Genomic DNA, 24,879 nt, shown 5'->3' on the forward strand with positions numbered 1-24,879 from the left:
GGGCGGGGGGTCTCGAGGGGGGAGCTGCGCCCGCTGCTCGATCAGCAGGAGGGCGCCGCTCAGGCCTCGACCCAGGTCCAGGTGCCGGCCGGGCCGTCGACCGAGACGTCGCCGCCGGAGCGCCTCACGGTGAACACGGTCTCCTCCCCCGTGTCGTGCGCGACGACCCGGACCGGCGTCGCTCCGTCCGGCCCCGGGAAGACCCGCAGCTCGAGCCCGTCGAGGTAGTCGTACTCGGCGGAGTCCTGGCGGGCCCCCACCGGGATCACCGCGCCCTCGCGCACGTACAGCGGCAGCGAGTCGAAGCCGTGGACCTCACGGCGCCACTCCCCCGTCGAGACGGTCCGCTCGCCCGTCCACCAGCTCGTCCACGTCCCGCGCGGGAGGTAGAACTCGACCGTGCCGTCCTCGGTGAACACCGGAGCGACGAGCAGGTCGTGCCCGAGCAGGTACTGCGTGTCGAGGTGGGCGGCGCTGCGGTCGTCCTCGAACTCGAGCGCCATCGGCCGCATGATCGGGACGCCGGTGCTCGCCGCCTCCGCCCCCGCCGCGAAGAGGTAGGGCATCAGCGAGAGCTTCAGCCGGGTGAAGAGCCGGGTGACCTCCACGGCCTCCTCGTCGAACGCCCACGGCACGCGCACCGAGGAGGATCCGTGCAGCCGCGAGTGCGAGGAGAGCAGGCCGAACGCTAGCCAGCGCTTGAACACTCCGGGATCGGGCGTGCCCTCGAAGCCGCCGATGTCGTGCGCCCAGAAGCCGAACCCGCCCAGCGCGAGCGAGAGGCCCCCGCGCAGGGTCTCGGCCATCGACACGTAGGAGGAGGTGTTGTCCCCGCCCCAGTGCACCGGCAGCGACTGCCCGCCGACCGTGGCGCTGCGGGCGAAGAGGACCGCGCGGCCCTCGCCGAGCTCCTGCTCGAGCACCTCGTGCACCGCGCGGTTGTAGAGCTGGGTGTACCAGTTGTGCATGGCCTCGGGGTCGGTCCCGTCGGCCCAGACGACGCCCTCCGACGGGATCCGCTCGCCGAAGTCGGTCTTGAAGGAGTCGACGCCCTGGCGCACGAGGACGCGGAGCTTCTCCTGGAACCAGGAGGTCGCCTCCGGATTCGTGAAGTCGATCAGCGCCATGCCGGCGACCCACATGTCCCACTGCCAGACGTCGCCGGAGGCCGTTCTGAGCAGGTACCCCTTCTCGCGCCCCTCAGCGAACAGCGGCGACGCCTGCGCGATGTACGGATTGATCCAGACGCAGGTGTGCAGCCCGCGCTCGTGCAGGCGGGCGAGGATCCCCTCGGGGTCCGGGAAGGTGCGCGGGTCCCACTCGAGGTCGGTCCACTGGAACTCGCGCATCCAGAAGCAGTCGAAGTGGAACGCCGACAGCGGCAGCTCCCGCTCCGCGAAGCCGTCGATGAAGGAGTTCACCGTCTCCTCGTCGTAGCTCGTGGTGAAGCTGGTCGTCAGCCACAGTCCGTAGCTCCAGGCGGGCACGACGGAGGGGCGGCCCGCGAGGCCGGTGTAGCGCCGCAGCACGTCCTTCTTCGTCGGGCCCTGGATCACCAGGTACTCCAGCGCCTCGCCACCGACCGAGAACTGCACGCGCTCGACCGCCTCGGAGCCGATCTCGAACGAGACGAGGCCGGGATCGTTGACGAGCACGCCGTAGCCGCGGCTGGAGAGGTAGAACGGGACGTTCTTGTAGGCCTGCTCCGAGGAGGTGCCGCCGTCGGCGTTCCACACATCCACGGTCTGGCCGTTCTTCACGAAGGGGCCGAAGCGCTCGCCGAGCCCGTAGACCAGCTCGCCGACGCCGAGGTCGAGCTGCTCGTGCAGGTAGGCGGCTCCGTCCGGTCCGGTCAGGTAGCCCTGCGCCTTGTGCCCGGAGCCGGTGAGGCGCGTGCCGGTCGAGGTGTCCCAGAACTCCAGCGACCACGGAGCGCCCTGCCTGATCCGGACCTCGAGGTCGCCGGTGCGCAGCACGCCGCCGGACTCCGTCACCTCCGCCGCTCCGACGTCGCCCCCGGCCAGCTCGAAGCCGGGCCGCACCGCCGTCCCGCGCCAGTGCTCGATCCGCACCCGCGCGACCCCCTCGGCCGGCGAGGACACCGTGACCGTGAGCGCCGGCCGGTTAAGGACGTCGCCGCGGCCCTGGATGACCCGGGTCGGGGCGATCACCTCGAGCGAGGTGCCGTCGGTGCGGATGTCGTACGCCTCCTGCGCGAACAGGGGCGTGAATCCGGCCCGCGTCTGCCAGAACCCGTCGGTGAACTTCATGGGGGTGCCTTTCGATGGCGCGCCGGCGGATCCCGCGAGGGAGGCGCCGACGGAGGGAGAGAGGGCTACTTGACCGCGCCGGCGGTGATGCCGCGGGTGAGGGTGCGCTGGAAGATCAGGAAGAAGATCAGCGTCGGGAGAAGGCCCAGGAGGGCGCTCGCGCTGGTCGTGGTGACGTCCATGATCTTGTCGCCCTGGAGGCTCGAGATCGCGATCGGGACGGTCTGCGTCGCGTCGCTCACCAGGAAGACCAGCGGGATGAGGAACTCGTTCCAGGTCCAGATGAAGAAGAAGATCATCAGCACCGAGAGGGTGGGCCGCGAGATCGGGACGATCACCCGGGTGAGGACCTGCCACTTCGAGGCGCCGTCGAGAGCCGCGGCCTCGAGGATCTCCTTCGGGAAGGTGCCGTAGACGCTCGAGAGCAGATAGGTGCCGAACGCCGACTGGATGACGGTGAAGATGACGATGACCGACAGCTGGGTGTCGTAGATCCCGACCGCTTTGAACATGTAGTACAGCGGGTAGAGCAGGGCCTCCTGCGGGAGCATGTTCGCCAGCAGGAACAGGACGATGATCCAGCTCCGGCCGCGGACCCGGCCGATGCCGATCGCGTAGGCGTTCAGCACCGAGAGGGCGACGGCGAGGATCGCGACCGACCCCGAGATGAGGATCGAGTTGCCGAGCTTCTCGGGGAAGTCGACGCGGCTCCAGAAGGTCGAGAGGCCGTCGAAGGAGAGGCCGGTCGGGAAGGCGAGCGGGCCGTTCGCCGAGTACTCCGCGGGGGTCTTGAAGGAGTTGAGCAGGATCAGCAGCACCGGGCTGATGATCACGAGCCCGATCACCACGGCGACGGCGAGGATCACCCAGTCGCCGAGGGTGCGCTTGGTCGTGCCCTTCGCGGGCTTGGCGGGACGGGAGGACGAGAGGTCCGCGTCCTCCGTGCCGGCCTGGGTGAGGGGCAGGGTCTCGATGGCCGACATCAGCGGGCTCCTTCGCTGCGCTCGACGCGCTCCTGGGCGCGGATGAACAGCACGGCGAGGATCACGATGACGATCGTGAGCGCGGTCGCGATGGTGGCGCCGTAGCCCACCTGCTGCTTCTGGAAGAACTCGGTGTACGAGTAGTAGGAGGGGACGATCGTGGAGTCGCCGGGGCCGCCGCGGGTCAGGGCGTAGATCGGGCCGAAGACCTTCAGCGCGGCGATGGTGCAGGTGAGGGTGACCACGAAGATCTCGGGCCGGATGATCGAGACCGTGATCCAGCGGAAGCGCTGGAACCAGTTCGCCCCGTCGAGCTCCGCCGCCTCGTAGAGCTCGGGGTCCACGCGCTGCAGCGCCGCCATGAAGATGACGACCGGGTAGCCCAGCTGCACCCAGATCATCACGACCATGATCGAGAGCATCGCGGTGTCCGGCTTGCCGAGCCAGTCGTGCGAGAGGGAGCCGAGCCCGACGGCCTCGAGGATCGAGTTCAGCGCGCCGTTGTCGGGGCGGAGGATCCAGCCGATGACGATCGCGGCGATGACGGTCGGCAGGATCTGCGGGAGGTAGTAGGTGGCACGGAGGAAGCTCGCCAGGCGCCCGCCGAACTTCTTGCCGACGAGATCGAAGAGGATCGCCGCGAGCAGGAGTCCGAGGATCGTGGGGACGATCACCATCGCGATGATCATGTAGACCGAGTTGAGGAACGAGGTCCAGAACTGGTCGTCGCCCATCAGCTCGATCCAGTTGTCGAGGCCGATGAAGATCGGCGGCTTGATGCCGCGCCAGGACGTGAAGCTGATGTAGACGTTCCAGATCAGCGGGATCAGCACGATGAACGTGAAGAGCACGAACCCGGGGATCAGGTAGAGCCAGTAGCCGCCGGAGCGCTTCTCGCGGGGCGGCGTCGTGGGAGGCGGCGCGCTCTCCGCGCGACGAGGTGCTGTCGTCGTCATGGGTACTCCTAGGTCGGACGGGGTCGTGGGTGTGCTGCCGCGGGATGCCGCTCCGGTACGGAGGCGACGGCGTGTCGTGTACCGGAGCGGCATCCAGCGGGGGGGTGGAGGCTCGGCGGTGCTCGTGCGACCCCCTCGAGGGGTCGCCGTCACGTCCTCAGGTCTTCCGCTGCCGTTCCGCGCCTGCAGGCGCGGGGTAGGCCGCCTCGGCCGACGTCACGTGACGCTTCCGAGTCACTTGATGTCGGCGACTCCGTCGTCGTACTTGGCCTGGAGGTCGGAGAGCATGGCGGACTCGTCGGAGGAGCCGTTGATGAGCTCCTGCGTGGCGGCGACCAGGTCGTCGTAGAAGGTCGCGGTGGGCCAGTCGGGGTAGAAGGAGAGCTGGTCGCCGTCGACGACCGTCTTCCACTGCGAGAGCAGCGCCTTGCTCTTCTCGTCGGTGATGGCGCTCTCGTCGACGACCAGCGGGATGCCTCCGTTGTTGCCGATGAGGTTCTGGATCTCGGGTCGCATCGTGATGTCGATCCACTTGTAGGCGAGGTCCTTGTTCTTCGCCGTCTCCGGGATCACCCAGTGGTTGCCGGCGGAGCCCATCGTGAACTCGGCGCCCGGGAAGAGGAACGTGTCCCACTCGAATCCGGTGATCTCGGTCTTGAAGCGGCCGAACCACCAGGAGCCCGAGAAGAAGATCGGGTACTCGCCCGAGATGAACGCCGTGCCCGCGTCCTCCGCCTTCAGCCCGGAGGCGTCGGCCGAGAAGTAGCCCTTGTCGACGTAGGTCTTCAGCTGGTCGGCCGCGTAGCTCCAGGCCGCGTCCTCGAAGTCGACCTCGCCCGTGTAGGTCTGGTAGTCGGTGATCCAGGAGCGGTCGGCCTTCAGCAGCGCGAGCTGGTAGAAGAGCTGCTGCAGCGGGTACTCGGCGCCGGCCTCGGCCAGCGGGGTGATCCCCTTGGCCACGAAGGCGTCGAGGACGGCCGTGAACTCCTCGTAGGTGGTGGGGACCTCGAGGTCGTTCGCGGCGAAGGCGTCCTTGTTGTAGTAGACGAAGGTGAACTCGCCGTAGTTGGGGATGCCGTACCAGGAGCCGGAGCCCATGATCCCGTTCTCGTCGTACTTCGCGGTGGTCTGCAGCGCGCCGGGAATCAGCGAGTCCCAGCCGTAGAACTCGACCGCCTCGTCGAGGTTGGTGAGCAGGCCCTGGCTCGAGAGGAGTCCGCTGGTCGCGTTGCCCTTGTTGTACTCGACGACGTCGGGCGCCGAGTTGGAGTTGAAGATCTGGCTGGCGCCGGTGCGCAGCTGCTCGAAGGCCTTGAACTCGTACGCGATCTCGGCCCCCGTCTCCTGGGTGAAGATGTCGCGGGCGGCGAGCCAGGCGATGCCGCGGTCGCTGTCGGGCGTCTCGAAGTCCCACAGGGTGAGGGTGCGTCCGGCGCCGTCGACCGTGGTCGAGAGCGCGTCGGAGCCGGCGTCGGAGCCGCCACCGGAGCAGGCGGCCAGCGCGAACATCGCGCTGAGGCCGACTCCGCCGGCGAGGAGGTTGCGCCGGCTGAGACCGGCGGTCGGGCGGTGGAAGGCGGAGCGGGATCGGAGCGACATTGCGGTGGTTCTCCTTCGAACGGTGCGGTGGTGCTGCGGACGTGGTGCAGGGAGCGCTCTCTCGCGGAGGCGCGGTGTCGAAGCGTTTCGACAGTGCGCAGAGCCGGAGCGGGCGGGAAGAGGGTGGAGGACTAGAGGGAGGCCGGCGCGAGAGTGCCGGACGGGACCGCCGGCACCGGAGCGCCGGTCGGAGCGACCGCGAGGGATCCGCGGTCGACGTAGGAGGGCGGGAGCAGCTCGACGCCGACGGTGCGGCCGGAGTCGATCTGCTGGAGGGTCCGCGCGACGGCCGCTCGGCACATCGCGTCGAACGGGAGGGGAAGACTGCTGGTGGGGACAGGGAGGGCGCCGCCGTCGTAGCTGGCGCAGGCCGCCAGGATCGACAGGTCACCGGGGACAGAGAGGCCGCGCTCGAGGACGCGCTCGATCGCCGCCTCCGCCACGGGCTCGTTGCAGTGCAGCACGAGCGCGGTCGGCGGGACGGGTGCGGCGAGGATCGCGTCGATCGCGGCCGATGCGCTCGGGCGGCCGATGTGCGGGCGCTCGACCGCGATCTCGACTGCGAGCGCTGCGGCCTCGGCGCGGAACGCCTCGTCGAAGCGGCGGACGAAGCCGGCGTTGCGGTCGGTGTAGGACTGCGGGTGCTCGAGCAGGCCGAGCGAGCGGTGGCCCAGCTCGGCGAGCCGGCGGACGCTCTGGCGGGCGGCCTCGGCGAAGTCGAGGTCGACGCAGGCGAGATCGTGGGAGTCGGCGGGCACGCCGATGAAGGTGGCGGGGACCCCGGCCGCGCGGATCAGCTCGGCGCGGTCGTCGTCGTCGTCGACGCCCATCAGGACGATGCCGTCGACGAGCGAGGAGGAGGACACGCGCCCGATGCCGCTGGAGGCCTCGTCGGTGACGAGCAGCAGGACGTCGTAGTCCGACTCCCGGGCGCGCTCGAGCACCTCGGTGACGAAGCGCATGTGGGTCGGCAGATGCAGCTCGCCGCGCATCGGGGCGGAGAGGGCGAGGATGTGGGTCCGCGCCCCGGCGAGCATCCGGGCTCCCGCGTGGGGCCGGTAGCCGAGCTGGCGCACCGCGTCGTCGACGCGCTGCCGGGTGGATGCGGCGATCGAGCGCTTGCCGGAGAGGGCGTAGGAGACGGTGCTGATCGAGACTCCGGCAGCGCGGGCCACGTCGTGGATGGTCGCCATGGCTCCTCCTGCCGGACGTCGTCGTCGGTCGCGGTCGAGCTTCGAAGCGCTTCGACCGGTCGTGCTGGAGCGACTGTACGCACAGTCGAAGCGCTTGCGCAAGCGGTCCTCGCGACGACCTCCCCGGGCGCCGACCCGCTCCGCGAGCGGTTCCGCGGCTCGGGCGGGCGGCACCCGCGAGGGGCCGGAGGGCGACGCGCCGGGCCTTCCGCTCGTTGCGCCTCCCGACCCTCACGGGATATGTTGGGCTCAACAACAATTCGGCGACGTCGCCGGAAAGGATTCGGATCCCATGTCCCTGACCCCCACCCGCGCCGACAAGTTCTCGTTCGGCCTCTGGACCATCGGCTACAACGGGACGGACCCGTTCGGCGGCCCGACCCGCGAGCCGCTCGACGTCGTCCACGCGGTCGAGAAGCTCGACGAGCTCGGCGCGTACGGCCTCACCTTCCACGACGACGACCTGTTCGCCTTCGGCTCCACCGACGCCGAGCGCCAGACCCAGATCGACCGCCTCAAGGGCGCGCTGGAGTCCACCGGCCTCATCGTGCCGATGGTCACCACCAACCTCTTCAGCGCCCCGGTCTTCAAGGACGGCGGCTTCACCTCGAACGACCGCGACGTCCGCCGCTTCGCGCTGCGCAAGGTCCTCCGCAACATCGACCTCGCCGCCGAGCTGGGCGCGAAGACCTTCGTCATGTGGGGCGGCCGCGAGGGCGCCGAGTACGACTCCGCCAAGGACATCCGCGCCGCGCTCGAGCGCTACCGCGAGGCCGTCAATCTGCTCGGCGACTACGTCACCGACAAGGGCTACGACATCCGCTTCGCCATCGAGCCCAAGCCGAACGAGCCCCGCGGCGACATCCTGCTGCCGACGCTCGGCCACGCAATCGCGTTCATCGACTCCCTCGAGCGCCCCGAGCTCGTCGGCGTGAACCCCGAGGTCGGCCACGAGCAGATGGCGGGCCTGAACTTCACCGCCGGCATCGCCCAGGCGCTGTACCACGGCAAGCTCTTCCACATCGACCTCAACGGCCAGCGCGGCATCAAGTACGACCAGGACCTGGTCTTCGGCCACGGCGACCTGCACAACGCGTTCTCGCTCGTCGACCTCCTCGAGAACGGCGGCCCCGGCGGCGTCCCGGCCTACGACGGCCCGCGCCACTTCGACTACAAGCCCTCGCGCACCGAGGACGAGACCGGAGTCTGGGACTCGGCCGCCGCGAACATGCGCACCTACCTGCTGCTCAAGGAGCGCGCCGCGGCCTTCCGCGCCGACCCCGAGGTGCAGGAGGCGCTGGCCGCCGCGAAGGTCGCCGAGCTCTCCACCCCGACGCTGAACGAGGGCGAGTCGTACGACGACCTGCTCGCGGACACCGCCTCGTACGAGTCGTTCGACGCCGACGCCTACCTCGGCGGCAAGGGCTTCGGCTTCGTGCGCCTGCAGCAGCTGGCCACCGAGCACCTGCTCGGCGCCCGCGGCTGACCCGCACCTCCTGAGCCCGCGGTCAGCCGCGGGACGACCTGAGACGGACGAGATCCCCTGCACCGGCACGGGATCTCGTCCGTTCTCCTGCATCCGGCCCGGTTCCGCACCGGACGCCCGAACCCGTACCCCCAACGAAAGAGGACAGCGATGACGCTCGTCGCAGGGATCGACTCGTCGACCCAGAGCTGCAAGGTGGTCGTCCGCGACCTCGACACCGGCGCCGTGGTGCGCACCGGCCGGGCGAGCCACCCGGACGGCACCGAGGTCGATCCGGCCGCGTGGTGGGAGGCGCTGCAGCTCGCCCTCGCCGACGCCGGCGGGCTCGACGACGTCGCCGCGATCTCGGTCGGCGGCCAGCAGCACGGCATGGTCGTCCTCGACGAGAGCGGCGCCGTCATCCGCCCCGCTCTGCTCTGGAACGACACCCGCAGCGCGCCCGCCGCCGCCGCGCTCATCGAGGAGCTCGGAGCCGGGGCCTGGGCGGAGCGGACCGGATCGGTGCCGGTCGCCTCCTTCACCGCCACCAAGCTCCGCTGGCTGCGCGACGCCGAGCCCGAGAACGCCGCCCGTGTCGCCGCCGTCGCCCTCCCCCACGACTGGCTGACCTGGCGCCTGCTCGGCTACGGCCCCGACTCCGCCCGCGGTCCGCAGCTCGACGCGCTCACGACCGACCGGTCCGACGTGTCCGGCACCTCGTACTGGGGAGCGGACGGCTACGACCTCGACCTGCTCGAGCGCGCCCTCGGCCACCGCCCGCTGCTCCCCCGCGTGCTCGGCCCCTCGGAGGAGGCGGGCCGCACCGAGAGCGGACTCGTCGTCGGCCCCGGCGCGGGCGACAACGCGGGCGCCGCGCTCGGCCTCGGCGCCGGCCCCGGCGACGTGGTCGTCAGCATCGGCACGAGCGGCACCGTCTTCGCCGTCACGGACGACCCGGTGCGCGACGCCTCCGGGACCGTCGCCGGCTTCGCCGACGCGAGCGGGCGCTTCCTGCCGCTGGTCGCGACGCTCAACGCCGCGCGCGTGCTGGCCTCGACCGCGACCCTGCTCGGCAGCGACTTCGACGAGTTCGCCGCACTGGCGCTCGAGGCGGAGCCGGGTGCCGACGGCCTCGTGCTGGTCCCCTACTTCGAGGGCGAGCGCACGCCGAACCTGCCGGACGCGACCGCGAGCCTGCACGGTATGACCATCGCCTCGACCACGCGCCCGAACCTCGCCCGCGCGGCGATCGAGGGCATGCTCTGCGGACTGGCCGACGGCCTCGACGCCGTTCGCGCGCAGGGAGTGGAGGCGCGGCGCATCCTCCTCATCGGCGGAGCCGCGCAGAACCGCGCCGTGCAGCTCGCTGCCTCGCAGGTGTTCGACGTGCCCGTGCAGGTGCCGACGCCCGGCGAGTACGTGGCCGACGGTGCCGCCGTGCAGGCCGCCTGGGCGCTGACCGGATCGCGTCCGACGTGGACCGTCACCTCGGTGGCCGAGCCCGCGCCGGACCACCGCCCTGTGATCCGCGAGCAGTACGCGGCCGCCCGCGCCTGAGAATCCGGCCCCGGCCCTCATCCAGGGCCGGGGCCGCGCCGCAAGCCCCAGTGGACGGGGAGCGGAATCGCGCTACTCTCATTACTCAGCCAGCTGATTAATGGAGGAGCGACATGACCGCCACACGAACCCCCGACCGCGCCGACCGGATCCGCCAGGTCGTCGTCGCCGTGAGCGCGGTGCTCGCCCTCATCGGCTCGTTCATCGGCTCGGGCGCCGCGGGCGGCACGCAGATCCAGAACGCGGCCGGCGGCGCCCTGACCGCGTCCTCGACCCCCATCGCTCCCGACGGCCCCGCCTTCGCGATCTGGAGCGTCATCTACACCGGCCTCATCGCCTACGCGATCTGGCAGTTCCTGCCCTCGCAGACCGCCCGCACCCGCCACCGCCGGCTGGGCTACTGGGCCGCGGCCAGCCTCCTCCTGAACGCCGCGTGGATCCTGGTCGTCCAGGCCGGCTTCCTGACGCTCAGCGTCGTCGTGATCGCCCTGCTGCTCGCCGTGCTCGCGCGCATCTTCGTGATCCTGCGGACCACCCGGTCGGCCGGAGTGGTCGACGCGATCGTGACGGACGGCACCTTCGGGCTCTACCTCGGCTGGGTGTGCGTGGCCACGGCCGCGAACGTCACCGCCGGGCTCGTCGGCGCGGGAGTCGGCAGCGCGGACGGTCCGGGCGCCGCGGTCTGGGCGGTCGTCGTCCTCGCCGTCGCCGCGCTCGTCGGACTCCTGATCGCGGTCACCGGCCGCGGCCGCATCGCCCCGATGCTCTCGCTCGTCTGGGGACTCTCCTGGGTCGCCGTCGGCCGCTTCGCCGGCGAGCTCGTCTCGGTCCCCGCCGGGATCGCCGCGCTGGTCGCCGCCGCCGTGGTGCTGGTGGTCACCCTCCTCGTCCGCGCCACCGCGGGACGCCGGGTCAGCGCCGCCTGACCCCTGCGCGACGAAGGCCGAGAGGCCGGGACAGCCCTGGTCCGGGGCCGCCCGGCCTCTCGGCCTTCGTCGTGGTGGCGGATCAGGTGATCAGCGTGTCGACGTACTCCCGGTTCTCGTCCATCCACGCGGCGAGGGCTGCGGAGCGGTCGTCGGCCCCGTCGTTGAACAGCGCGTTCTCGAGCGAGTAGAGCGTCTTCGAGTCCATCCGGAAGTCGCGGATCCAGCGGCTCATCGTCGGGTAGTCCGCGTCGAACGCGGCCGAGCCGAAGGAGTGGATGCCCTCCGCCTGCCCAAGCAGGCCCTTCGGGTCCTCGAGGTCCTTGACCGGGAAGGCGTCGTAGGCCCAGTGCGGGCGCCAGAGCGTGACGGCGATGTTCTCGCCCGCGGCGGTCGCGCTCGAGAGCTCCTGGAGCATGGCCGGCGTCGACGAGGTGAGGTAGTCCATCCCCTCCAGGCCGTAGCCGGGGATGACGTCCTCGGTCGTCGTCTTGTTGAGACCGGAGCCGGGCTCGATGCCGATCAGGCGGTTGCCGACGACGCCCGGGTCGGCGGCGAGCTCCTCGAGGGAGTCGATCGGGGCGTCCTCGTTGACCGCGATGGTCAGCTTCGCCTCGTCGTTCCATGCGCCCAGGTCGACGATCGAGTCGCCGTACTGCTCGACGTACCGGGCGTGGGTGAGCGGCAGCCAGGTGTCGAGGGCGAGGTCGTAGTCGCCGGTCGAGAGGCCCTGGAAGCCGGGGGCGACGTCGGCGTTCTGCAGGGTCACGTCGTAGCCCTGCTCCTCGAGCACCGCCTCCCACAGAGCGGAGACGGCGATCCCCTCGTCCCAGCCCTGGAACACGGCGACGGTCACGTCGGTGCGGTCGCCGTTGTCGACGGAGGCGGCGGTGGCGGGAGCGGCGAGGGTCGCGGCCCCGAGGGACGCGACCAGGCCGATCGAGACGACGCCGACGGCCGAGCGGGTCGCCACGACGGCGCGGCGGTTCTTCGCCCGGGCGACCCTCGCAGGCGAGGGCGAGCCCAGCGCGCCGGTCATCCGGTCGAGGACGACCGCGAGGATCACGACGGAGATGCCCGCCTCGAAGCCGAGCGCGACATCGATCCGGTTGAGGCTCGCGACGACGTCGCCGCCCAGCCCTCCGGCGCCGACCATGCCCGCGATGACGACCATCGAGAGCGAGAGCATGATGACCTGGTTGAGGCCCGCCAGGATCGAGGGCAGCGCCAGCGGCAGCTGGATCTGGCGGAGGATCCGCCACTTCGAGGAGCCGAACGACTCCCCCGCCTCGACGAGCTCCGGGTCGACGCCGCGGATGCCCAGCTCGGTGAGCCGGACGCCCGGCGCCATCGCGAACACGATGGTCGCGACGATGCCCGGCACCACTCCGACCCGGAACAGGATCAGCGCGGGGATCAGGTAGACGAAGGCCGGCATCGTCTGCATCAGGTCGAGCACGGGCCGGATGACCGCGGAGGCCGTGCGGTTGCGCGCGGCGAGCACGCCCAGCGGCACGCTCAGCGCGATGGCGATCACGGAGGCGACGAGCACCAGCGCGAGGGAGTCCATCGCGTTCTCCCACTGGTCGACCCCCACGATCAGCAGGAGCCCCACGGCGGTGCCGGCCGCGAAGACCCAGCCGCGGACGGCGTAGGCCAGTACGGCGAGGAAGGCGACGATCACCCAGAAGGGCGGCGTCGCGAGGACGAGGTCGACGCCGGAGTAGAGGGCGCCGAAGACGGTGCGCAGCAGGTCGAAGACCGGCTGGAAGGTCTGCGTGAGGACGTCGACGGCACCCTCGGCGAGGGCGCCGAGCGGGAGGCGGAAGCCGAGATCGGTCATCGTGCACCTCCGTCCGCCGCGAGGACGGCGTCGTCGACGGGGCCTCCGGTCGCGTGCAGGGTCGCGGTGACGACCTCGGTCGAGACGGTGGCGGGCGGCTCGATCACCGGGTGCTCGCCGGTGCGGGCGGGCACGTTGCCGAGCGCCGCGAGCAGGGTCACCCGCGGGATCGCTCCGAGCAGACGCCCGTCGGCGTCGACCACGGCGACCGGCAGCGCCGACTCGACGGCGGGCTCGATGACCTCGCTGAGGGCGGTGTCCGGACCGACGGTGACGACGTCGGAGGTGAGGACCGCCGAGAGGTCGCCGGTGCTCCGGCGCACCTGCTCGATCACGTCGCGGTCGCGGACCGTGCCCAGCAGGCGGCGTCCGCCGCCGACCACGAACGCGGCCGAGGTCTGCAGGTCGCGCATGCTCCGCAGCGCGGCGCGGGGACCGGCCGCCAGGGTGACCACGGAGCGGGCGGGCTCCATCACGGCGGAGGCGGTGAGCACGCGGGCGCGGTCGACGTCCTGCACGAACTGGGCGACGTAGTCGTTCGCCGGGTCGGTGAGGATCTCCTCCGGGGTGCCGATCTGGACGATGCGGCCGTCGCGCATCACCGCGATGCGGTCGCCGAGGAACATGGCCTCGTTGAGGTCGTGCGTGATGAAGACGATGGTCTTGCCGAGCTCGTGCTGCAGCTCGATCAGCTGCTCCTGCATCTCGCGGCGGATCAGCGGGTCGAGTGCCGAGAACGCCTCGTCCATCAGCACGATGTCGGTGTCGGCGGCGAGCGCCCGGGCGAGGCCGACGCGCTGGCGCATGCCGCCGGAGAGCTCGTCGGGCATCTTCTCGTGCCAGCCGGCGAGACCGGCGCGCTCGACCGCGAGCAGGGCCCGCTCGCGGCGCTCGGCCGCGGGGACGCCCTGGATCTCGAGCGGGTACGCGACGTTGTCGAGCACGGTGCGGTGCGGGAGGAGCGCGAAGTGCTGGAACACCATCGACACCGACGAGCGGCGCACGCGGCGCAGCTCCGCCTCGGAGACGCCGGTGATGGTGGAGCCCTCGATCAGGACCTCGCCCGCGGAGGGCTCCTGGAGCCCGTTCAGCATGCGGATCAGGGTGGACTTCCCGGAGCCGGAGAGGCCCATCACGACGAAGATCTCGCCGCGGCGCACGGTGAAGGACGCGTCGATCACCGCGGCCGTGCCGAGTCCGGCGAGCTCGCCGCGGTCGGCGCCCTCGCCCAGTCGGCGGACGACCTCGTCGGGCTTCCGGCCGAACACCTTGAAGAGGTGGCGGGCCTCGAGAGCGGGGGTCGCGGGATCGGCGCCCGCCTCGCTCCGGGGCTCGCTGATGATCTGCTGGTTCTGGTGCACGTACACTCCGTCGGCGCGCAGGAACGACGCCCTGCGCTCATCTCGTGGTGCCGGGTCGGGAGCGTGGGACAGCCGTGCGTCGAGCCTCCGCGTGCGTCCCGCCGCTCAGCGCGGCAGGGGGTGGAGGCGAGAGCGTCCGAGGCGGCCTCGGGGCCGCCTCCACTCCCGTTGACCGTACGATCGCGGCGCGTCCTGGGGGACGCCGTGCGAGCGCGGACCGGTTCATCGGGGCCCGTGAGGACCGCCGACCACGGTAGCCGCGGAGCCGCCGAGGGGCAAACGTCGGACAATTGCGGGGGCGGGTCCAGGGGTGGTGATGAACCGATCGGCGCGAGCGAATGTGCTGGTCGAAGCTGGTTTCCGGAGTGTTGCGCGATCGTTACCGTGATGGCGCGGCCAGCGGCGCTCGTTCCGGCCGGTCTCCATCCGCCGCTGCTCGACCGGCGAGGAGGCCCCGCAGCTCAGACGATGGTCTCGCCCGCCGGGCCCGAGGGGGCCGCCGCGCCGACTCCACTGACGGGCTCGCCCTGCCAGGACACGAGCGTCCACGCGTCGCCCGAGCCCTCGAGGACGACGACGCCGGTGTTGTCGAGCAGGTGGTCGGCGATGAAGCGCGCATCGAGGTCGAGGGAGCGCAGACCCGCCCAGCAGCGGATGGCCGCGCCGTGGCTGACCAGCGCGACGACCTCGTGCCCGAGCGCCTCCGCCTCCGCCACCACCGCGTCGTAGCGCGCCGCGAACTCGTCGCCCGTCTCGCCGCCCGCCAGCCGGATCGACGTCTCGCCGCCCGCCCAGCGGAAGACCGTGCCCATGTACTCCTCGACCGCCGCCCCGTCGCCGCGCATCTCGAGCCCCGCGGCAGCGACCTCGCGGATGCCGTCGCGCTCGATCGGCTCGAGCCCGAGGGCCGCGGCGAGAGGGGCGGCCGTCTCGTGGGTGCGGACCATCGTCGAGACGAGCAGCGCGCCGATCCCCTCGCCGGCGAGCCGACCGGGCAGTGCCGCGGCCTGGGTGCGGCCGAGGTCGGTGAGCCCGGGTCCGGGGATGCGGGTGTCGAGGAGCCCGGCGACGTTGGAGGGGGTCTGGCCGTGGCGGATCAGGAGGAGGCGCATCCGCCCACGCTAACCGCGGAGGCTGGGCTTCCGGGGCGCGCGGTCGCGCTCGCTCCCGCCGTTGTGCGGCGAGTGCGGCGCTGCCACGATGTGCGGGGACGCTCCCGGACCGGGAGCCGCAGACGGACGGGACGGGCGGACATGGCCTCCGAAGACGGTTTCTCGAAGGACGAGCGCTCGGCGATGAAGCAGCGTGCGGCCGAGCTGCGGGCGGAGGCGAAGCGGCAGAAGAGCGCCGACAAGGCCGACGCCGATCGCAGGGACGCGGAGGCCGCGATCGCCGCGATGACCGACGAGGAGCGGCCGATCGCCCAGATGCTCCACGAGGTCGTCGGCGAGACCGCCCCCGATCTCCTCCCGAAGACCTGGTACGGCTTCCCCGCCTACGCGCGCTCGGACGGCAAGGCGATCGTCTTCTTCCAGCCCGGCGCGAAGTTCGGCACGCGCTACTCGACCCTCGGCTTCCAGGACGGCGCGCAGCTCGACGACGGCACGATCTGGCCGACCGCCTACGCGCTCGTCTCCGCCGACGCCGAGACGCGCGCCGCCGTCACCGAGCTGGTCCGCCGCGCGGCCGGGGCCTGACCCCGTGGCGCACGTCTACGACGAGATCGACGAGAGCCTCTCCTCCTGGATCCACGAGCAGCCGATGTGGTTCGTCGCCACCGCGCCCCTCGCCGCGGACGGGCACGTCAACATGTCGCCGCGCGGCCACGACTCGTTCTCGATCCTGGGCCCGCGGCGAGTCGGCTGGGTCGACTACACGGGCAGCGGAGTCGAGACGATCGCGCACCTGCGCGAGAACGGGCGCGTGTGCCTGATGTTCGCGTCGTTCGGACCGCGTCCGCGCATCGTCCGCCTGCACGGCACCGGCTCCGTGCACCTGCCCGGTTCGGAGGCGTTCGCCGAGGTCGCGGAGCAGCACCCCGAGCACCCGAGCACCCGCGCGGTCGTCACCGTCGAGCTCACCCGCATCAGCGACGCGTGCGGCTGGGGCGTGCCGGTGATGGAGCCGGTCGGCGAGCGCGACCTGCTCCTCCTCCAGGCCGAGAAGAAGGGCCCCGACGGCATGGCCGAGTACCGCGCCACGCGGAACGCGGTCAGCATCGACGGACTGCCGGGCTACCCGTTGGACTGAGCGGGCGGGACGCGGCCGCAGCGCGGCGCGCACGAGCACGCCGACCAGCTCGAGCAGGGTCTCAGTGACGACGGCGAGCGGGTTCGACCCGGTGGGGCGGGAGTCGACGGAGATCCGGGTCTTCGTCATTCGTCAAGTCCTCGACCGCTGACCGCCGCTCAGCACGACCAGACGTGCATCACGGTCCGTCTCCCGTTCGGGAACCCCGGGTCGATCGACGTGTTCGTCGTCGGTGCGGGTCTGAAGCGGGCGCTCCTCGCGGGGACGATGACCGGCGGCCTCGTCGACGGGTACACCGCCGCCGTCTCAGGGAGATCGCACAGCGCGACGGGACCGGTTCGCGGAAGCACCCACGAGGACGCTTCGCATACGTCCCCAGGGGATGTACTCCTGGGACCAGTAGTCGGCCCGGATCTTCAGGAGGGGCCCCTCGACGGTGGAAGCCACCGAGATTGAGCGAGGGTCCCGGAGGGTTCCCGCGATGCGTGTCTGCGGGGTCCTTTCGAGCTCGCTCGACAACTGCTCGGGAGTGATTCGCGTCGGGAGGGACGACCGCGAGCAGCCGCCGGCATCCACCGGAGGCGCATTCGACGGTCCCGCTGACGAGCTCGCTCCCCTGTGGACGGTCGATGGCCGAGGCCGCCGGCCGCGCTGGTGAGGCTCATCCATGGGTCGGGACGAGAGCGAGCTCCGGGGAGCTCCGGCCGATCCCAGGAGGGGCGGACGTGGAGCGCGACTGAGGCCTGCTCGATCGACGGTCGGATCGGACGGCGTCCCTACCATCGGCCCCGCAGAGATCCCCTGGCCGATCCGCCCGCCGCTACCCCCGCTCGTCGACGGCCCGGATCGAGAACAGCTCCTGCGGGGTGCAGTCGAGCGCGTCGCAGATGAGCGTCAGCGTCGTGAAGCGGATCGCGCGGGCGCGGTTGTTCTTGAGGATGGAGAGGTTCGCCATCGTGATGCCGGTGCGGGCAGAGAGGGCGGTGAGGGTCACGCCGCGCTCGGCCAGCACTGCTCCGAGGTGGCAGTCGATCCGGTGCCTCTCGTCGTCGGCGGGCTCAGACAACGCCGTCGACGTCCCGTTCGAGCTTCGCGCCGGCGCGGAACGCCGCCGTCAGGGCGAGGGCCACCACTCCGGCGAGCAGGACGGGGACGGGCCACTGCGGCAGGTTCGTCCCGATGGCCTGGTAGTCGCCGCCGAGGAAGGCGTCGCGCTGCTCGTCGGTCACCCGGCCGGCGGCGAACAGCAGGCCGATGCCGGAGCTGAGGTACAGGCCCGCCGCGGTGTCGGCGAGGCCCTGCGCCACTCCTCCGATCAGCAGGGCGAGGCTCAGACGGCGCCAGTTCGCGAGGACGAAGGGGTCGAACGGGCGTCCGGCCGCGATGCCGCGGAGAACCCGCAGGAGGAAGACCGTGGCGAGGACGATGGTGACCGCCTGGAGGAGGCTCGGCAGCGCACCGAGCAGGCGGAGGGAGAGAGCGGCGTCGGCGAGCGTGGGCGCGGTGCCCTCGCGCGGCTCGGCCTGCAGCAGCTGCGGGAGGCTCCGGAGCGGGAGGCGGCCGTCCGCTTCCCCGAAGACCAGCAGGGTGCGCCCGGTGGTGACCGTCCAGGTCTGCAGGAGCGCGGTGAGCACGGAGAAGACCGCGACGATGAGCAGGACCGCTCTCGCCACCCGGAACACGCGCGGACGCTCCCGGACCGGTCCGCTGGAGATGACACTCGTCATGGCGTGCTCCTTATCGATCGTCGATGTTATCGAGTATCGATACTACGCACGCCGGTCCGCCGATGTCGACCCGCGGAGCCCCACCGACCACGGAGACGGCGGGAGGGGTGGTTGCCCGCGGCGAGGAGCCCGATCTAGCGTGGAGGGATGTCGGATGCGAGGGAGCGCGCCGCCCGGTACCGAGCCGGCGCCGCGGGCGAAGAGAAGTCGGAGCAGCCCGCCCTGCCCGAGGATCCGCTCGAGCGGGCCGCGTTCGTCGAGACGGCGATCCAGCTCGCGATCCGCCGCGGCGACTTCGACGACCTGCCGGGATCGGGGAAGCCGCTCCCGGACCTGGGCGCGGCCCACGACCCGGACTGGTGGATCCGTCGCAAGATCGAGCGCGAGAACCTCACCGGGATCGGCCCGGCCGCCTTCCTCCTCCGCGCCGAGGACCGCGCGCTCGACGAGCGCCTCGACCGCCTGCACCGCGAGGAGGAGGTGCGCGCCGAGCTCGCCGACTTCAACACGCGGGTGATCGAGGCGCGCCGCCAGCTGCTGGGCGGGCCGCCCGTCGTCACCCCGCTCCGGGACGTCGACGAGGAGGTCGCCGCCTGGTCGCAGCGGCGCGCCGATCGCGCCGCCGCGGCCGAGGCCCGGGCGGCCGCCGAGCCGGAGCGGTCCCGCCGCTGGTGGTCGCGGCGGCGCTGACGTCCCCGGAAACCGGACAGACCTGCCCCTCCCACTGGGGTCCCGCCCCGGGAAACCGGGCGGGAGCGCGCCTCCGAATCATGCGTGCACATCAAGTCGACCGGAGTCCGCATGCTCACCGCCACCACCCCCGCACGCCTCCCGAGGGCCCGCCCCTCGACCCTCGCCGCGCCGCCGCTCGCGCTGCTCGAACCCGACTCGGACCGGATGCTCGTCATCCGCGCCGCGGAGGGCGACGACCGCGCGTTCGCCACCATCGTCCGCCGCTACACCGGTCTGCTCCGCGCGACGGCCGCCCGCACCCTCCGCAGCAGCGCCGACGTCGACGACGTGGTGCAGGAGACGTTCCTCGCGGCGTGGACCCACGTGGACAGCGTGATCGACGGCGAGACCATCGCCGGCTGGCTCGTCACGACCGCGCGCCGCCGCAGCGTCGACCGGCTCCGCTCCAGCGTCTCGCGGCTGCGAGCCGAGCTGGACGACGAGTTCCCCGCCTCCGCCGCCGACGACCCGGAGCACGCCGCGCACTGCGGATCGCTCGCCGCCGACGCCAACCGGGTGCTCGCCGCGATGCCCCCGGCCCAGCGCCGCTGCTGGGAGCTGCGCCAGCTGGAGCAGTGCAGCTACGACGCGATCGCGCACGAGCTGGGGCTCACGACCTCGACCGTCCGCGGACTGCTCGCCCGCGCCCGCGGGACCCTCCGCACGGAGCTCGCCCACTGGCGCTGATCCGCGCTGCGGATCTCGGCGCAGGCGACTAGGCGGGGGCCTTCAGCGGAGGAGGACCGGCCCCGCGCCGATCCGCACCCGGAACAGCGAGTACGGGTACGTCCGCAGATCCGTGCCGCCCTGGTAGTCGGCCTGGCGGTGCAGCTGGTTCGCGGTGACGTACAGGTGCTCGTCCGTCGCGATCGACATGGTGTCGGGCCAGAGCAGCCGCTCGTCGTGCACGATCGTCTCCATCGTGCCGTCGGTGCGACGGCGGACGATCGCGTTGTTCTCGTAGCTCGTGGCGTAGAAGCGGCCCAGCGCATCCGTCTCGAGGCCGTCCGCTCCCCCGCCCTTGTCGCCCTCGTCGACGACGGTCGCCGCGACGTCCTCGTCCGGCACCGACCGGTCGACCAGGGCCGCCGTCGCCACGCTGAACCAGCGGCGGGAGGCGAGAGGGCAGTACCAGAGGCGCTCGCCGTCGGCCGAGATCGCGATGCCGTCGGCGCCCATCGTCACCGGCTGAGGGTCGCCGTCGGCCGGGCGCTTCATCAGCACGCGGCCCTCGGCCATCGGCACGAGCTCCGGAGGAGTGAGCGCCTTCGTGCTCGGGTGGTCGTGCAGGCGGCGCCAGGCGGTCCCCGCCTCGAGGTCGACGACGATGATCCCGTTCGGGCCGGAGTCGGCCGAGTCGGTGATGTAGGCGATGCCGCGCCGCAGATCGAAGCGCACGTCGTTGAGGTAGGTGGTCGGCAGGGCGACGTCCGGCTCGAGGAGGATCACCTGCTCGACGGTGTCGGTCGCCAGGTCGACGCGGACGAGCTTGGGGCCGCCCTTCTTCGTCGGCTCGAACATCGGGCTGCCGGTGTCGAGGATCCAGAGCCGGTCGGCCGGATCGACGACGATGCTCTGCACCGAGACGAGGGCGCCGGCGTCGTCGATTCCCGCCGGCGTGTTCCAGGCCTCGTCCGGGTAGGGCACCGCCGCTCCGTCGACCAGCTCCACGACCGTGGCCGGGACCTCGTCTCCCCACTTCGGGAAGTTCACGAAGATCCGCCCGGTGTGCGAGACGCTGACGCCGGTGGGCATCGGCCCGCTGGTGAAGGCGTGCAAGAGCTCCAGCTCGCCGAGCGGCTCGTCGACCGGGCGCGTGCCACGGGTCTCGTCGGTCGGTCCCCAGAATCCCATGGTGCTCTCGCTGTCCTCCCGCAGGCGCGGGCTCGTGGCGGTCTCGGTGCCGGTCGGGTGAGGAGTCGGTGCCCGCCGCGACCGGTGCTCCTCATCCTGCGCGCCGGCGCCGGTCGGCGGGGAGGAGGTGGCGGAGGAGGCGGCGAGCGCTTAGCATCCGGCCGCCGCCGGCGACCCGGGAGCCGCGACCGAGGAGGCGGAGGAGGGCCGGCCCGCGTCCGACTTCGGCACGGCCTTCGCGAAGGGGCTCAGCATCGAAACGGGGCAGTGCCCGGTGAAGCGGGTCGCCTCGGCGGCCGCTCCCGCCGCCCGCAGTGCACCGCCCCCCGCCGTCGCGCTCACCCGCTGGTCGGCGGATCGACGGACCACTGATCCGCCGGCCGTCCGCTTCCGGACATGACCGCTAGAGGGCGTTGCCACTGCGGCCGCTCACCTGCCACGGTCGCAGAGCGACCGACGACGGTCCACCGATCAGAAGGACCGAGGCCCGCCATGGACGACTCCTCTTCGACCGAGACCAGCACGAGCGAGATGACGCCCGAGGTGCTGGCCGCGTTCAGCGACGCCTGGACCCGCCACGACCTCGAAGCGCTGATGAGCCACATGACCGACGACTGCGTCTACGGCGCGTCCGTCGGCCCCGAGCCCGGCCGCACCTGGACGGGCAAGGAGCAGGTCCGCGAGGGATTCGCGCTCATGCTCGCCTTCGACACCGGACAGGAGCGGCACGAGGAGGGGGCTCCCCTCATCTCCGGGACGCGCGGCGCGGCCACCTGGTCCTTCACCGGGACCGGCCCCGACGGCCGACCCCAGGTCACGCGGGGCTGCGACATATACCAGTTCCGCGGCGGGAGGATCGCCCGCAAGGACGCGTTCCGGAAGGTCTACCGGGCGGACGAGGAGTAGTCCGCGCCGGCCTCCCTCGCGCAGCGGAGCCGGAGCGGCGTCCTCGTACCGGGTGGCCGCGCGCCTCCCCGATCGCGCAGACTGGATCGATGGCAGCGGCGTCGGCACCGGTCGGATGGGGACGTCTGCCTGCCGTGTCGTGGCTGATGGTGCGCGCCTTCACGCGGCACCGCGTCCTCGCCGTCCTGGCCTTCCCGACGGCGCTGCTCTCGCTCACGCCCTCCGTGATCCGCCGCGCCGCCCACGAGACGGCCGACCGGAACGGACTGGTCGTGTTCGGGCGCTACCGGCCGGTCGCCGACGCCCTGGTGAGCATCGCCGTCACCGTCCCGGTCGTCCTGCTGGCCGTGGTGGCGGCCGTGTGGGTCGCGCTCTCGGGGCTGCTCGGCGCGGTCCTGGTCCTCGCGGCGCTCCTCGGCGGAGCCGTGGGGGCGGGGGCCCTGCTGGTCGGGACCCCCCTCACCGCGGCCGTCGGCGCAGAGACGCCTCCGGGGAGGCGGTGGACGGTGATGGCGCTCTCGCAGCGCCCAGGGACCCGCCTGTCGGCGCTGATCGCGACGAGGGAGCTGCTGGCCACGGTCCCCGCGGGAGGCGTCGTCGTGGCCGTGGCCGGCGACGAGCGGCTGGCGGACAGCTACTCGCGCCTCGGCTTCTCCCGGGGACAGGGCCTGCGGGTCTTCCAGCAGGTCTGAGGGGCACCTCATCGCCGGACGGAGGCCACCGGCGGCTCGATACGGTGGGGATCGTGCAGTGCGGCTGAGGCCTTCCCGATCCCCGTCGCTCCGGCCCGCTCCCTCCGGCCCGCTCCCTCCGGCCCGCTCGGGCGCGATCGAAAGGCTCCCCGTGTCCGCACTCCTCCCTCTGCAGGGCAGGACCGCGTGCAGGGCAGGACCGCGCTCGTCACCGGCGTCTCGCGGCGACGCGGCATCGGATTCGCCGTCGCCTCGAAGCTCGCGTCGCTCGGCGCGCACCTCGTCGTCCACCACCACCGCCCCCACGACCTCGACCTCCCCTGGGGAGGGGACGACCTCGACGCGGTGAGGTCCGAGCTGCGCGCGCACCTCACGGAGGGCGCGCGGTTCGCCGACGTCGACGTGGACCTGGCCGACCCCTCCACCGTCCCCGGCCTGATCGCCACCGCCGCCGATCTGACCGGGAGCCTGGACGTCCTCGTCTGCAATCACGCGAAGAGCGGCGACGACGGCAGCATCCTCGACATGACGCCCGAGCGGCTCACCGCGTTCTGGGACGTGAACACCCGCTCCACTCTCCTGCTCACCGCGGAGTTCGCGCGGCTCCGGGCACCGCGCAGCGACGGACCCCGCCGGCCCGGCGACCGGATCGTCGGGGCCGGGCCCTACGCCCGGGCGCAGGGGCACGTGTTCTGGATGACGTCCGGCCAGATCCACGGGGCGATGCGCGGAGAGGTCGCCTACGCCGCGAGCAAGGCGGCGCTCGCCGGCGTCACCGCCACGGTCGCCGCCGAGCTCCTGGAGCTCGGGATCGTGCTCAACACGATCGATCCCGGTCCGGTGAACACGGGATACCTGGACCCGGAGACCACCGACCGGTCGCTCGAGGACCTCGAGGAGTACGTCGCGACCACGCCCTTCGGCCGGGTCGGCGCGCCGGCGGACCCCGCGGAGCTGATCGCATGGCTGGCCACGTCGGCGGGCAGCTGGGTCGTCGGGCAGGTGCTCACGACCGACGGCGGGTTCAGCCTGTGACCGGAGCGGCGGCGAGCCGTCCGGCGCCGACGACCGGCGCGGCCGGGCCCGGGGATGATGGGCCCATGGGAACTCGTGGGGCCGGAGTGCTGTGGGTGGTGAGCGCGCTCGCCTATGTGGGAGCGGAGGCGGTCGCCGCGTCCGCGTTCCCGGGCTACAGCTACGCACGGAACTACATCAGCGATCTCGGCGTGCCCGAGGTGGGCGTGTTCCAGGGGCGCGCGATCGACTCGCCGCTGCACGCGGTGATGAACGCCGGATTCCTCCTGCAGGGGGCGCTCTACCTCGCCGCCGCCGTCACGACCGTGCGGGCGGCGCGGGGCGGATCGCGGGGGCTGTTCCTCTCCCTCGCCGTGGTCTACGCCGTGGGCATCGCCGTGGTGGGCCTCGTGCACGGGAGCAGCGCCAGTGCGCAGAACGGGATCGGCGGCCTGCACGTGGTCGGCGCCGCGATGGCGATCGTCGGCGGCAACGCGGCCTCGATCGTCGCCGGTGCCGCGGCCCGGCGCGGCCGCGCCCCGTGGGCGCTCGGGACGGTCGGGATCGTGCTCGGCGCGGTCGGCCTGCTCGCGCTGCTGATGCTGCAGGTCGACACCCGCGTGCCCGGCGTCGATCTGCTGCCCGACGGCGTCTGGGAGCGCGCCTCCGTCTACGCCGTCACGGCCTGGCAGCTCGCGACCGGCCTGCGGCTGCTCCGACGGCCGGAGGTGCCGCGGCAGCCGCGGCCTCCTCAGACCGCGGGCAGCGGCGCGCAGGTGCGCAGCGCCGTGCACCGGCTCTTCCAGCTCGGGATCCGGATCCCGGAGGCCCTCTCGGTCGTCGTGTTCGACGACAACCCGTGGAGCGAGCTGGTCACCCCGCCGCTCAGCGTCGTCCGCCAGCCGATCGACATGCTCGCCCGTCACAGCGTCGAGCTCGTCCTCGCCCGCATGCAGGGCCGCCTCCCCGAGGCGCCGCAGCACATCGAGGTGCAGGCCGACCTCGTCATCCGCTCCAGCTGCGCCGCACCCCCGCGGCGCTGATCCCCCTCCCCCTCCGAAAGGCACGCCATGTCCGATCCCGTCGTCGTCACCGCGATCTTCACTCCCGCCGAGGGGCAGCGCGACGCGCTCGTCGCCGCCCTCTCCACCGCCATCGCGGAGGTGCACGAGGAGGAGGGCTGCGAGCTCTACGCGATCCACGACTCGCCCGACGGCACCATCGTGATGCTGGAGAAGTGGACGAGCGGCGACCTGCTCGACGCGCACGGCGCCGGCGAGCCGGTCGTCCGCCTCAACGCGGCGATCCGCGGACTCGTCGCCCACCCGCCCGTCGTGACGCGGCTCGTCCCGATCCCGGCCGGCACCTCGCAGCAGGGCGAGCTCTAGCACCCGGGGGCGGGGCCGCTCCGGATCCGAATCGCGCCTCCCGCCGGAAACGCGCGCGAAACAGCGGAGGCCTACGGTCGGGAGCGACCCCGCCCCCGGGTGCTAGAGCTCGCCCTGCTGCGAGGTGCCGGCCGGGATCGGGACGAGCCGCGTCACGACGGGC

General features: G+C 72.2%; 23 protein-coding genes. 12 read left to right on the plus strand and 11 right to left on the minus strand.

The window, feature by feature from the left end; translation table 11 throughout:
- Positions 1 to 59: 59 nt before the first annotated feature.
- The 5 genes from yicI to C5C63_RS15380 all read right to left on the minus strand — a co-directional run bounded on the left by yicI (position 60) and on the right by C5C63_RS15380 (position 7,001).
- A complete protein-coding gene (gene yicI / locus C5C63_RS15360) occupies positions 60 to 2,270 on the minus strand; it encodes an alpha-xylosidase (RefSeq protein WP_104326382.1) in 2,211 nt (736 codons plus the stop codon).
- Between the two features lie 65 nt (positions 2,271 to 2,335).
- Positions 2,336 to 3,253 (minus strand): carbohydrate ABC transporter permease, encoded by a 918-nt coding sequence (locus C5C63_RS15365; protein WP_104227354.1) that lies wholly within the window; start codon positions 3,251 to 3,253, stop codon positions 2,336 to 2,338.
- The gene (locus C5C63_RS15370) at positions 3,253 to 4,209 is read right to left on the minus strand and encodes a carbohydrate ABC transporter permease (RefSeq protein WP_104224874.1); all 957 of its coding nucleotides are present in this window, start codon (positions 4,207 to 4,209) and stop codon (positions 3,253 to 3,255) included. The genes C5C63_RS15365 and C5C63_RS15370 overlap by 1 nt, the downstream gene beginning before the upstream one ends.
- A 234-nt stretch (positions 4,210 to 4,443) precedes the next feature.
- Complete coding sequence (locus tag C5C63_RS15375; RefSeq protein ID WP_258065477.1) at positions 4,444 to 5,808, minus strand: ABC transporter substrate-binding protein; 1,365 nt, start codon at positions 5,806 to 5,808, stop codon at positions 4,444 to 4,446.
- Between the two features lie 131 nt (positions 5,809 to 5,939).
- A complete protein-coding gene (locus C5C63_RS15380) occupies positions 5,940 to 7,001 on the minus strand; it encodes a LacI family DNA-binding transcriptional regulator (protein WP_104326383.1) in 1,062 nt (353 codons plus the stop codon).
- 292 nt (positions 7,002 to 7,293) lie between these two features.
- Between C5C63_RS15380 and xylA the strand changes: the two genes are divergently transcribed.
- The 3 genes from xylA (at position 7,294) to C5C63_RS15395 (ending at position 10,949) form a co-directional block, all read left to right on the plus strand.
- Positions 7,294 to 8,487 (plus strand): xylose isomerase, encoded by a 1,194-nt coding sequence (gene xylA / locus C5C63_RS15385; RefSeq protein ID WP_104224876.1) that lies wholly within the window; start codon positions 7,294 to 7,296, stop codon positions 8,485 to 8,487.
- A gap of 150 nt (positions 8,488 to 8,637) precedes the next feature.
- Entirely contained in the window at positions 8,638 to 10,023 is a 1,386-nt protein-coding gene (gene xylB / locus C5C63_RS15390; protein WP_104326384.1) for a xylulokinase, read from the plus strand.
- A 113-nt stretch (positions 10,024 to 10,136) separates the two neighbouring features.
- A complete protein-coding gene (locus C5C63_RS15395; RefSeq protein ID WP_104224878.1) occupies positions 10,137 to 10,949 on the plus strand; it encodes a tryptophan-rich sensory protein in 813 nt (270 codons plus the stop codon).
- 82 nt (positions 10,950 to 11,031) lie between these two features.
- Here C5C63_RS15395 and C5C63_RS17545 read toward each other — a convergent pair whose 3' ends face one another.
- The 3 genes from C5C63_RS17545 to C5C63_RS15410 form a co-directional block, all read right to left on the minus strand.
- On the minus strand, positions 11,032 to 12,792 hold the full coding sequence (locus tag C5C63_RS17545) for an ABC transporter permease/substrate binding protein (protein ID WP_104248115.1): 1,761 nt from the start codon (positions 12,790 to 12,792) through the stop codon (positions 11,032 to 11,034).
- Positions 12,789 to 14,153 carry a glycine betaine/L-proline ABC transporter ATP-binding protein gene (locus C5C63_RS15405; RefSeq protein ID WP_374952941.1) on the minus strand — a complete coding sequence of 455 codons (1,365 nt, stop codon included), beginning with the start codon at positions 14,151 to 14,153 and terminating at the stop codon, positions 12,789 to 12,791. The genes C5C63_RS17545 and C5C63_RS15405 overlap by 4 nt, the downstream gene beginning before the upstream one ends.
- Before the next feature lie 461 nt (positions 14,154 to 14,614).
- Complete coding sequence (locus C5C63_RS15410) at positions 14,615 to 15,265, minus strand: histidine phosphatase family protein (RefSeq protein WP_104326385.1); 651 nt, start codon at positions 15,263 to 15,265, stop codon at positions 14,615 to 14,617.
- 141 nt (positions 15,266 to 15,406) lie between these two features.
- Between C5C63_RS15410 and C5C63_RS15415 the strand changes: the two genes are divergently transcribed.
- Positions 15,407 to 15,850, plus strand: coding sequence for a hypothetical protein (locus tag C5C63_RS15415; protein WP_104326386.1), 444 nt, complete (start codon positions 15,407 to 15,409; stop codon positions 15,848 to 15,850).
- Between the two features lie 4 nt (positions 15,851 to 15,854).
- A complete protein-coding gene (locus tag C5C63_RS15420) occupies positions 15,855 to 16,403 on the plus strand; it encodes a pyridoxamine 5'-phosphate oxidase family protein (protein ID WP_104326387.1) in 549 nt (182 codons plus the stop codon).
- 820 nt (positions 16,404 to 17,223) lie between these two features.
- Here the strand turns inward: C5C63_RS15420 and C5C63_RS15425 are convergent.
- The gene (locus C5C63_RS15425) at positions 17,224 to 17,469 is read right to left on the minus strand and encodes a helix-turn-helix transcriptional regulator (RefSeq protein WP_104224883.1); all 246 of its coding nucleotides are present in this window, start codon (positions 17,467 to 17,469) and stop codon (positions 17,224 to 17,226) included.
- Positions 17,462 to 18,130 carry a hypothetical protein gene (locus C5C63_RS15430; protein WP_104308563.1) on the minus strand — a complete coding sequence of 223 codons (669 nt, stop codon included), beginning with the start codon at positions 18,128 to 18,130 and terminating at the stop codon, positions 17,462 to 17,464. Before C5C63_RS15430 ends, C5C63_RS15425 begins: the two co-directional genes overlap by 8 nt.
- A 147-nt stretch (positions 18,131 to 18,277) precedes the next feature.
- On the opposite strand from C5C63_RS15430, the gene C5C63_RS15435 reads away from it, so the two are divergent.
- Positions 18,278 to 18,820 carry a DUF1992 domain-containing protein gene (locus C5C63_RS15435; protein ID WP_104308562.1) on the plus strand — a complete coding sequence of 181 codons (543 nt, stop codon included), beginning with the start codon at positions 18,278 to 18,280 and terminating at the stop codon, positions 18,818 to 18,820.
- Between the two features lie 84 nt (positions 18,821 to 18,904).
- The gene (locus C5C63_RS15440) at positions 18,905 to 19,549 is read left to right on the plus strand and encodes an RNA polymerase sigma factor (protein WP_104308561.1); all 645 of its coding nucleotides are present in this window, start codon (positions 18,905 to 18,907) and stop codon (positions 19,547 to 19,549) included.
- Positions 19,550 to 19,591: 42 nt separating this feature from the next.
- Here the strand turns inward: C5C63_RS15440 and C5C63_RS15445 are convergent, their stop codons facing one another.
- On the minus strand, positions 19,592 to 20,716 hold the full coding sequence (locus tag C5C63_RS15445; protein WP_104326388.1) for an L-dopachrome tautomerase-related protein: 1,125 nt from the start codon (positions 20,714 to 20,716) through the stop codon (positions 19,592 to 19,594).
- Between the two features lie 492 nt (positions 20,717 to 21,208).
- Here C5C63_RS15445 and C5C63_RS15450 point away from each other — a divergent pair, with 492 nt between their 5' ends.
- From C5C63_RS15450 to C5C63_RS15470, 5 genes are all read left to right on the plus strand, one after another.
- On the plus strand, positions 21,209 to 21,622 hold the full coding sequence (locus C5C63_RS15450; protein ID WP_181110643.1) for a nuclear transport factor 2 family protein: 414 nt from the start codon (positions 21,209 to 21,211) through the stop codon (positions 21,620 to 21,622).
- Between the two features lie 89 nt (positions 21,623 to 21,711).
- Positions 21,712 to 22,314, plus strand: coding sequence for a hypothetical protein (locus C5C63_RS15455; protein WP_146078528.1), 603 nt, complete (start codon positions 21,712 to 21,714; stop codon positions 22,312 to 22,314).
- 186 nt (positions 22,315 to 22,500) lie between these two features.
- Positions 22,501 to 23,349 (plus strand): SDR family oxidoreductase, encoded by an 849-nt coding sequence (locus C5C63_RS15460; protein WP_104292917.1) that lies wholly within the window; start codon positions 22,501 to 22,503, stop codon positions 23,347 to 23,349.
- A 65-nt stretch (positions 23,350 to 23,414) separates the two neighbouring features.
- The gene (locus C5C63_RS15465) at positions 23,415 to 24,371 is read left to right on the plus strand and encodes a DUF998 domain-containing protein (RefSeq protein WP_258065478.1); all 957 of its coding nucleotides are present in this window, start codon (positions 23,415 to 23,417) and stop codon (positions 24,369 to 24,371) included.
- 27 nt (positions 24,372 to 24,398) lie between these two features.
- Entirely contained in the window at positions 24,399 to 24,716 is a 318-nt protein-coding gene (locus C5C63_RS15470) for a putative quinol monooxygenase (RefSeq protein ID WP_104224889.1), read from the plus strand.
- The last annotated feature ends 163 nt before the right edge of the window (positions 24,717 to 24,879 follow it).

Origin of the sequence: Rathayibacter sp. AY1B8 (assembly GCF_002932775.1) — a bacterium.
In the GTDB taxonomy this organism is placed as follows: domain Bacteria; phylum Actinomycetota; class Actinomycetes; order Actinomycetales; family Microbacteriaceae; genus Rathayibacter.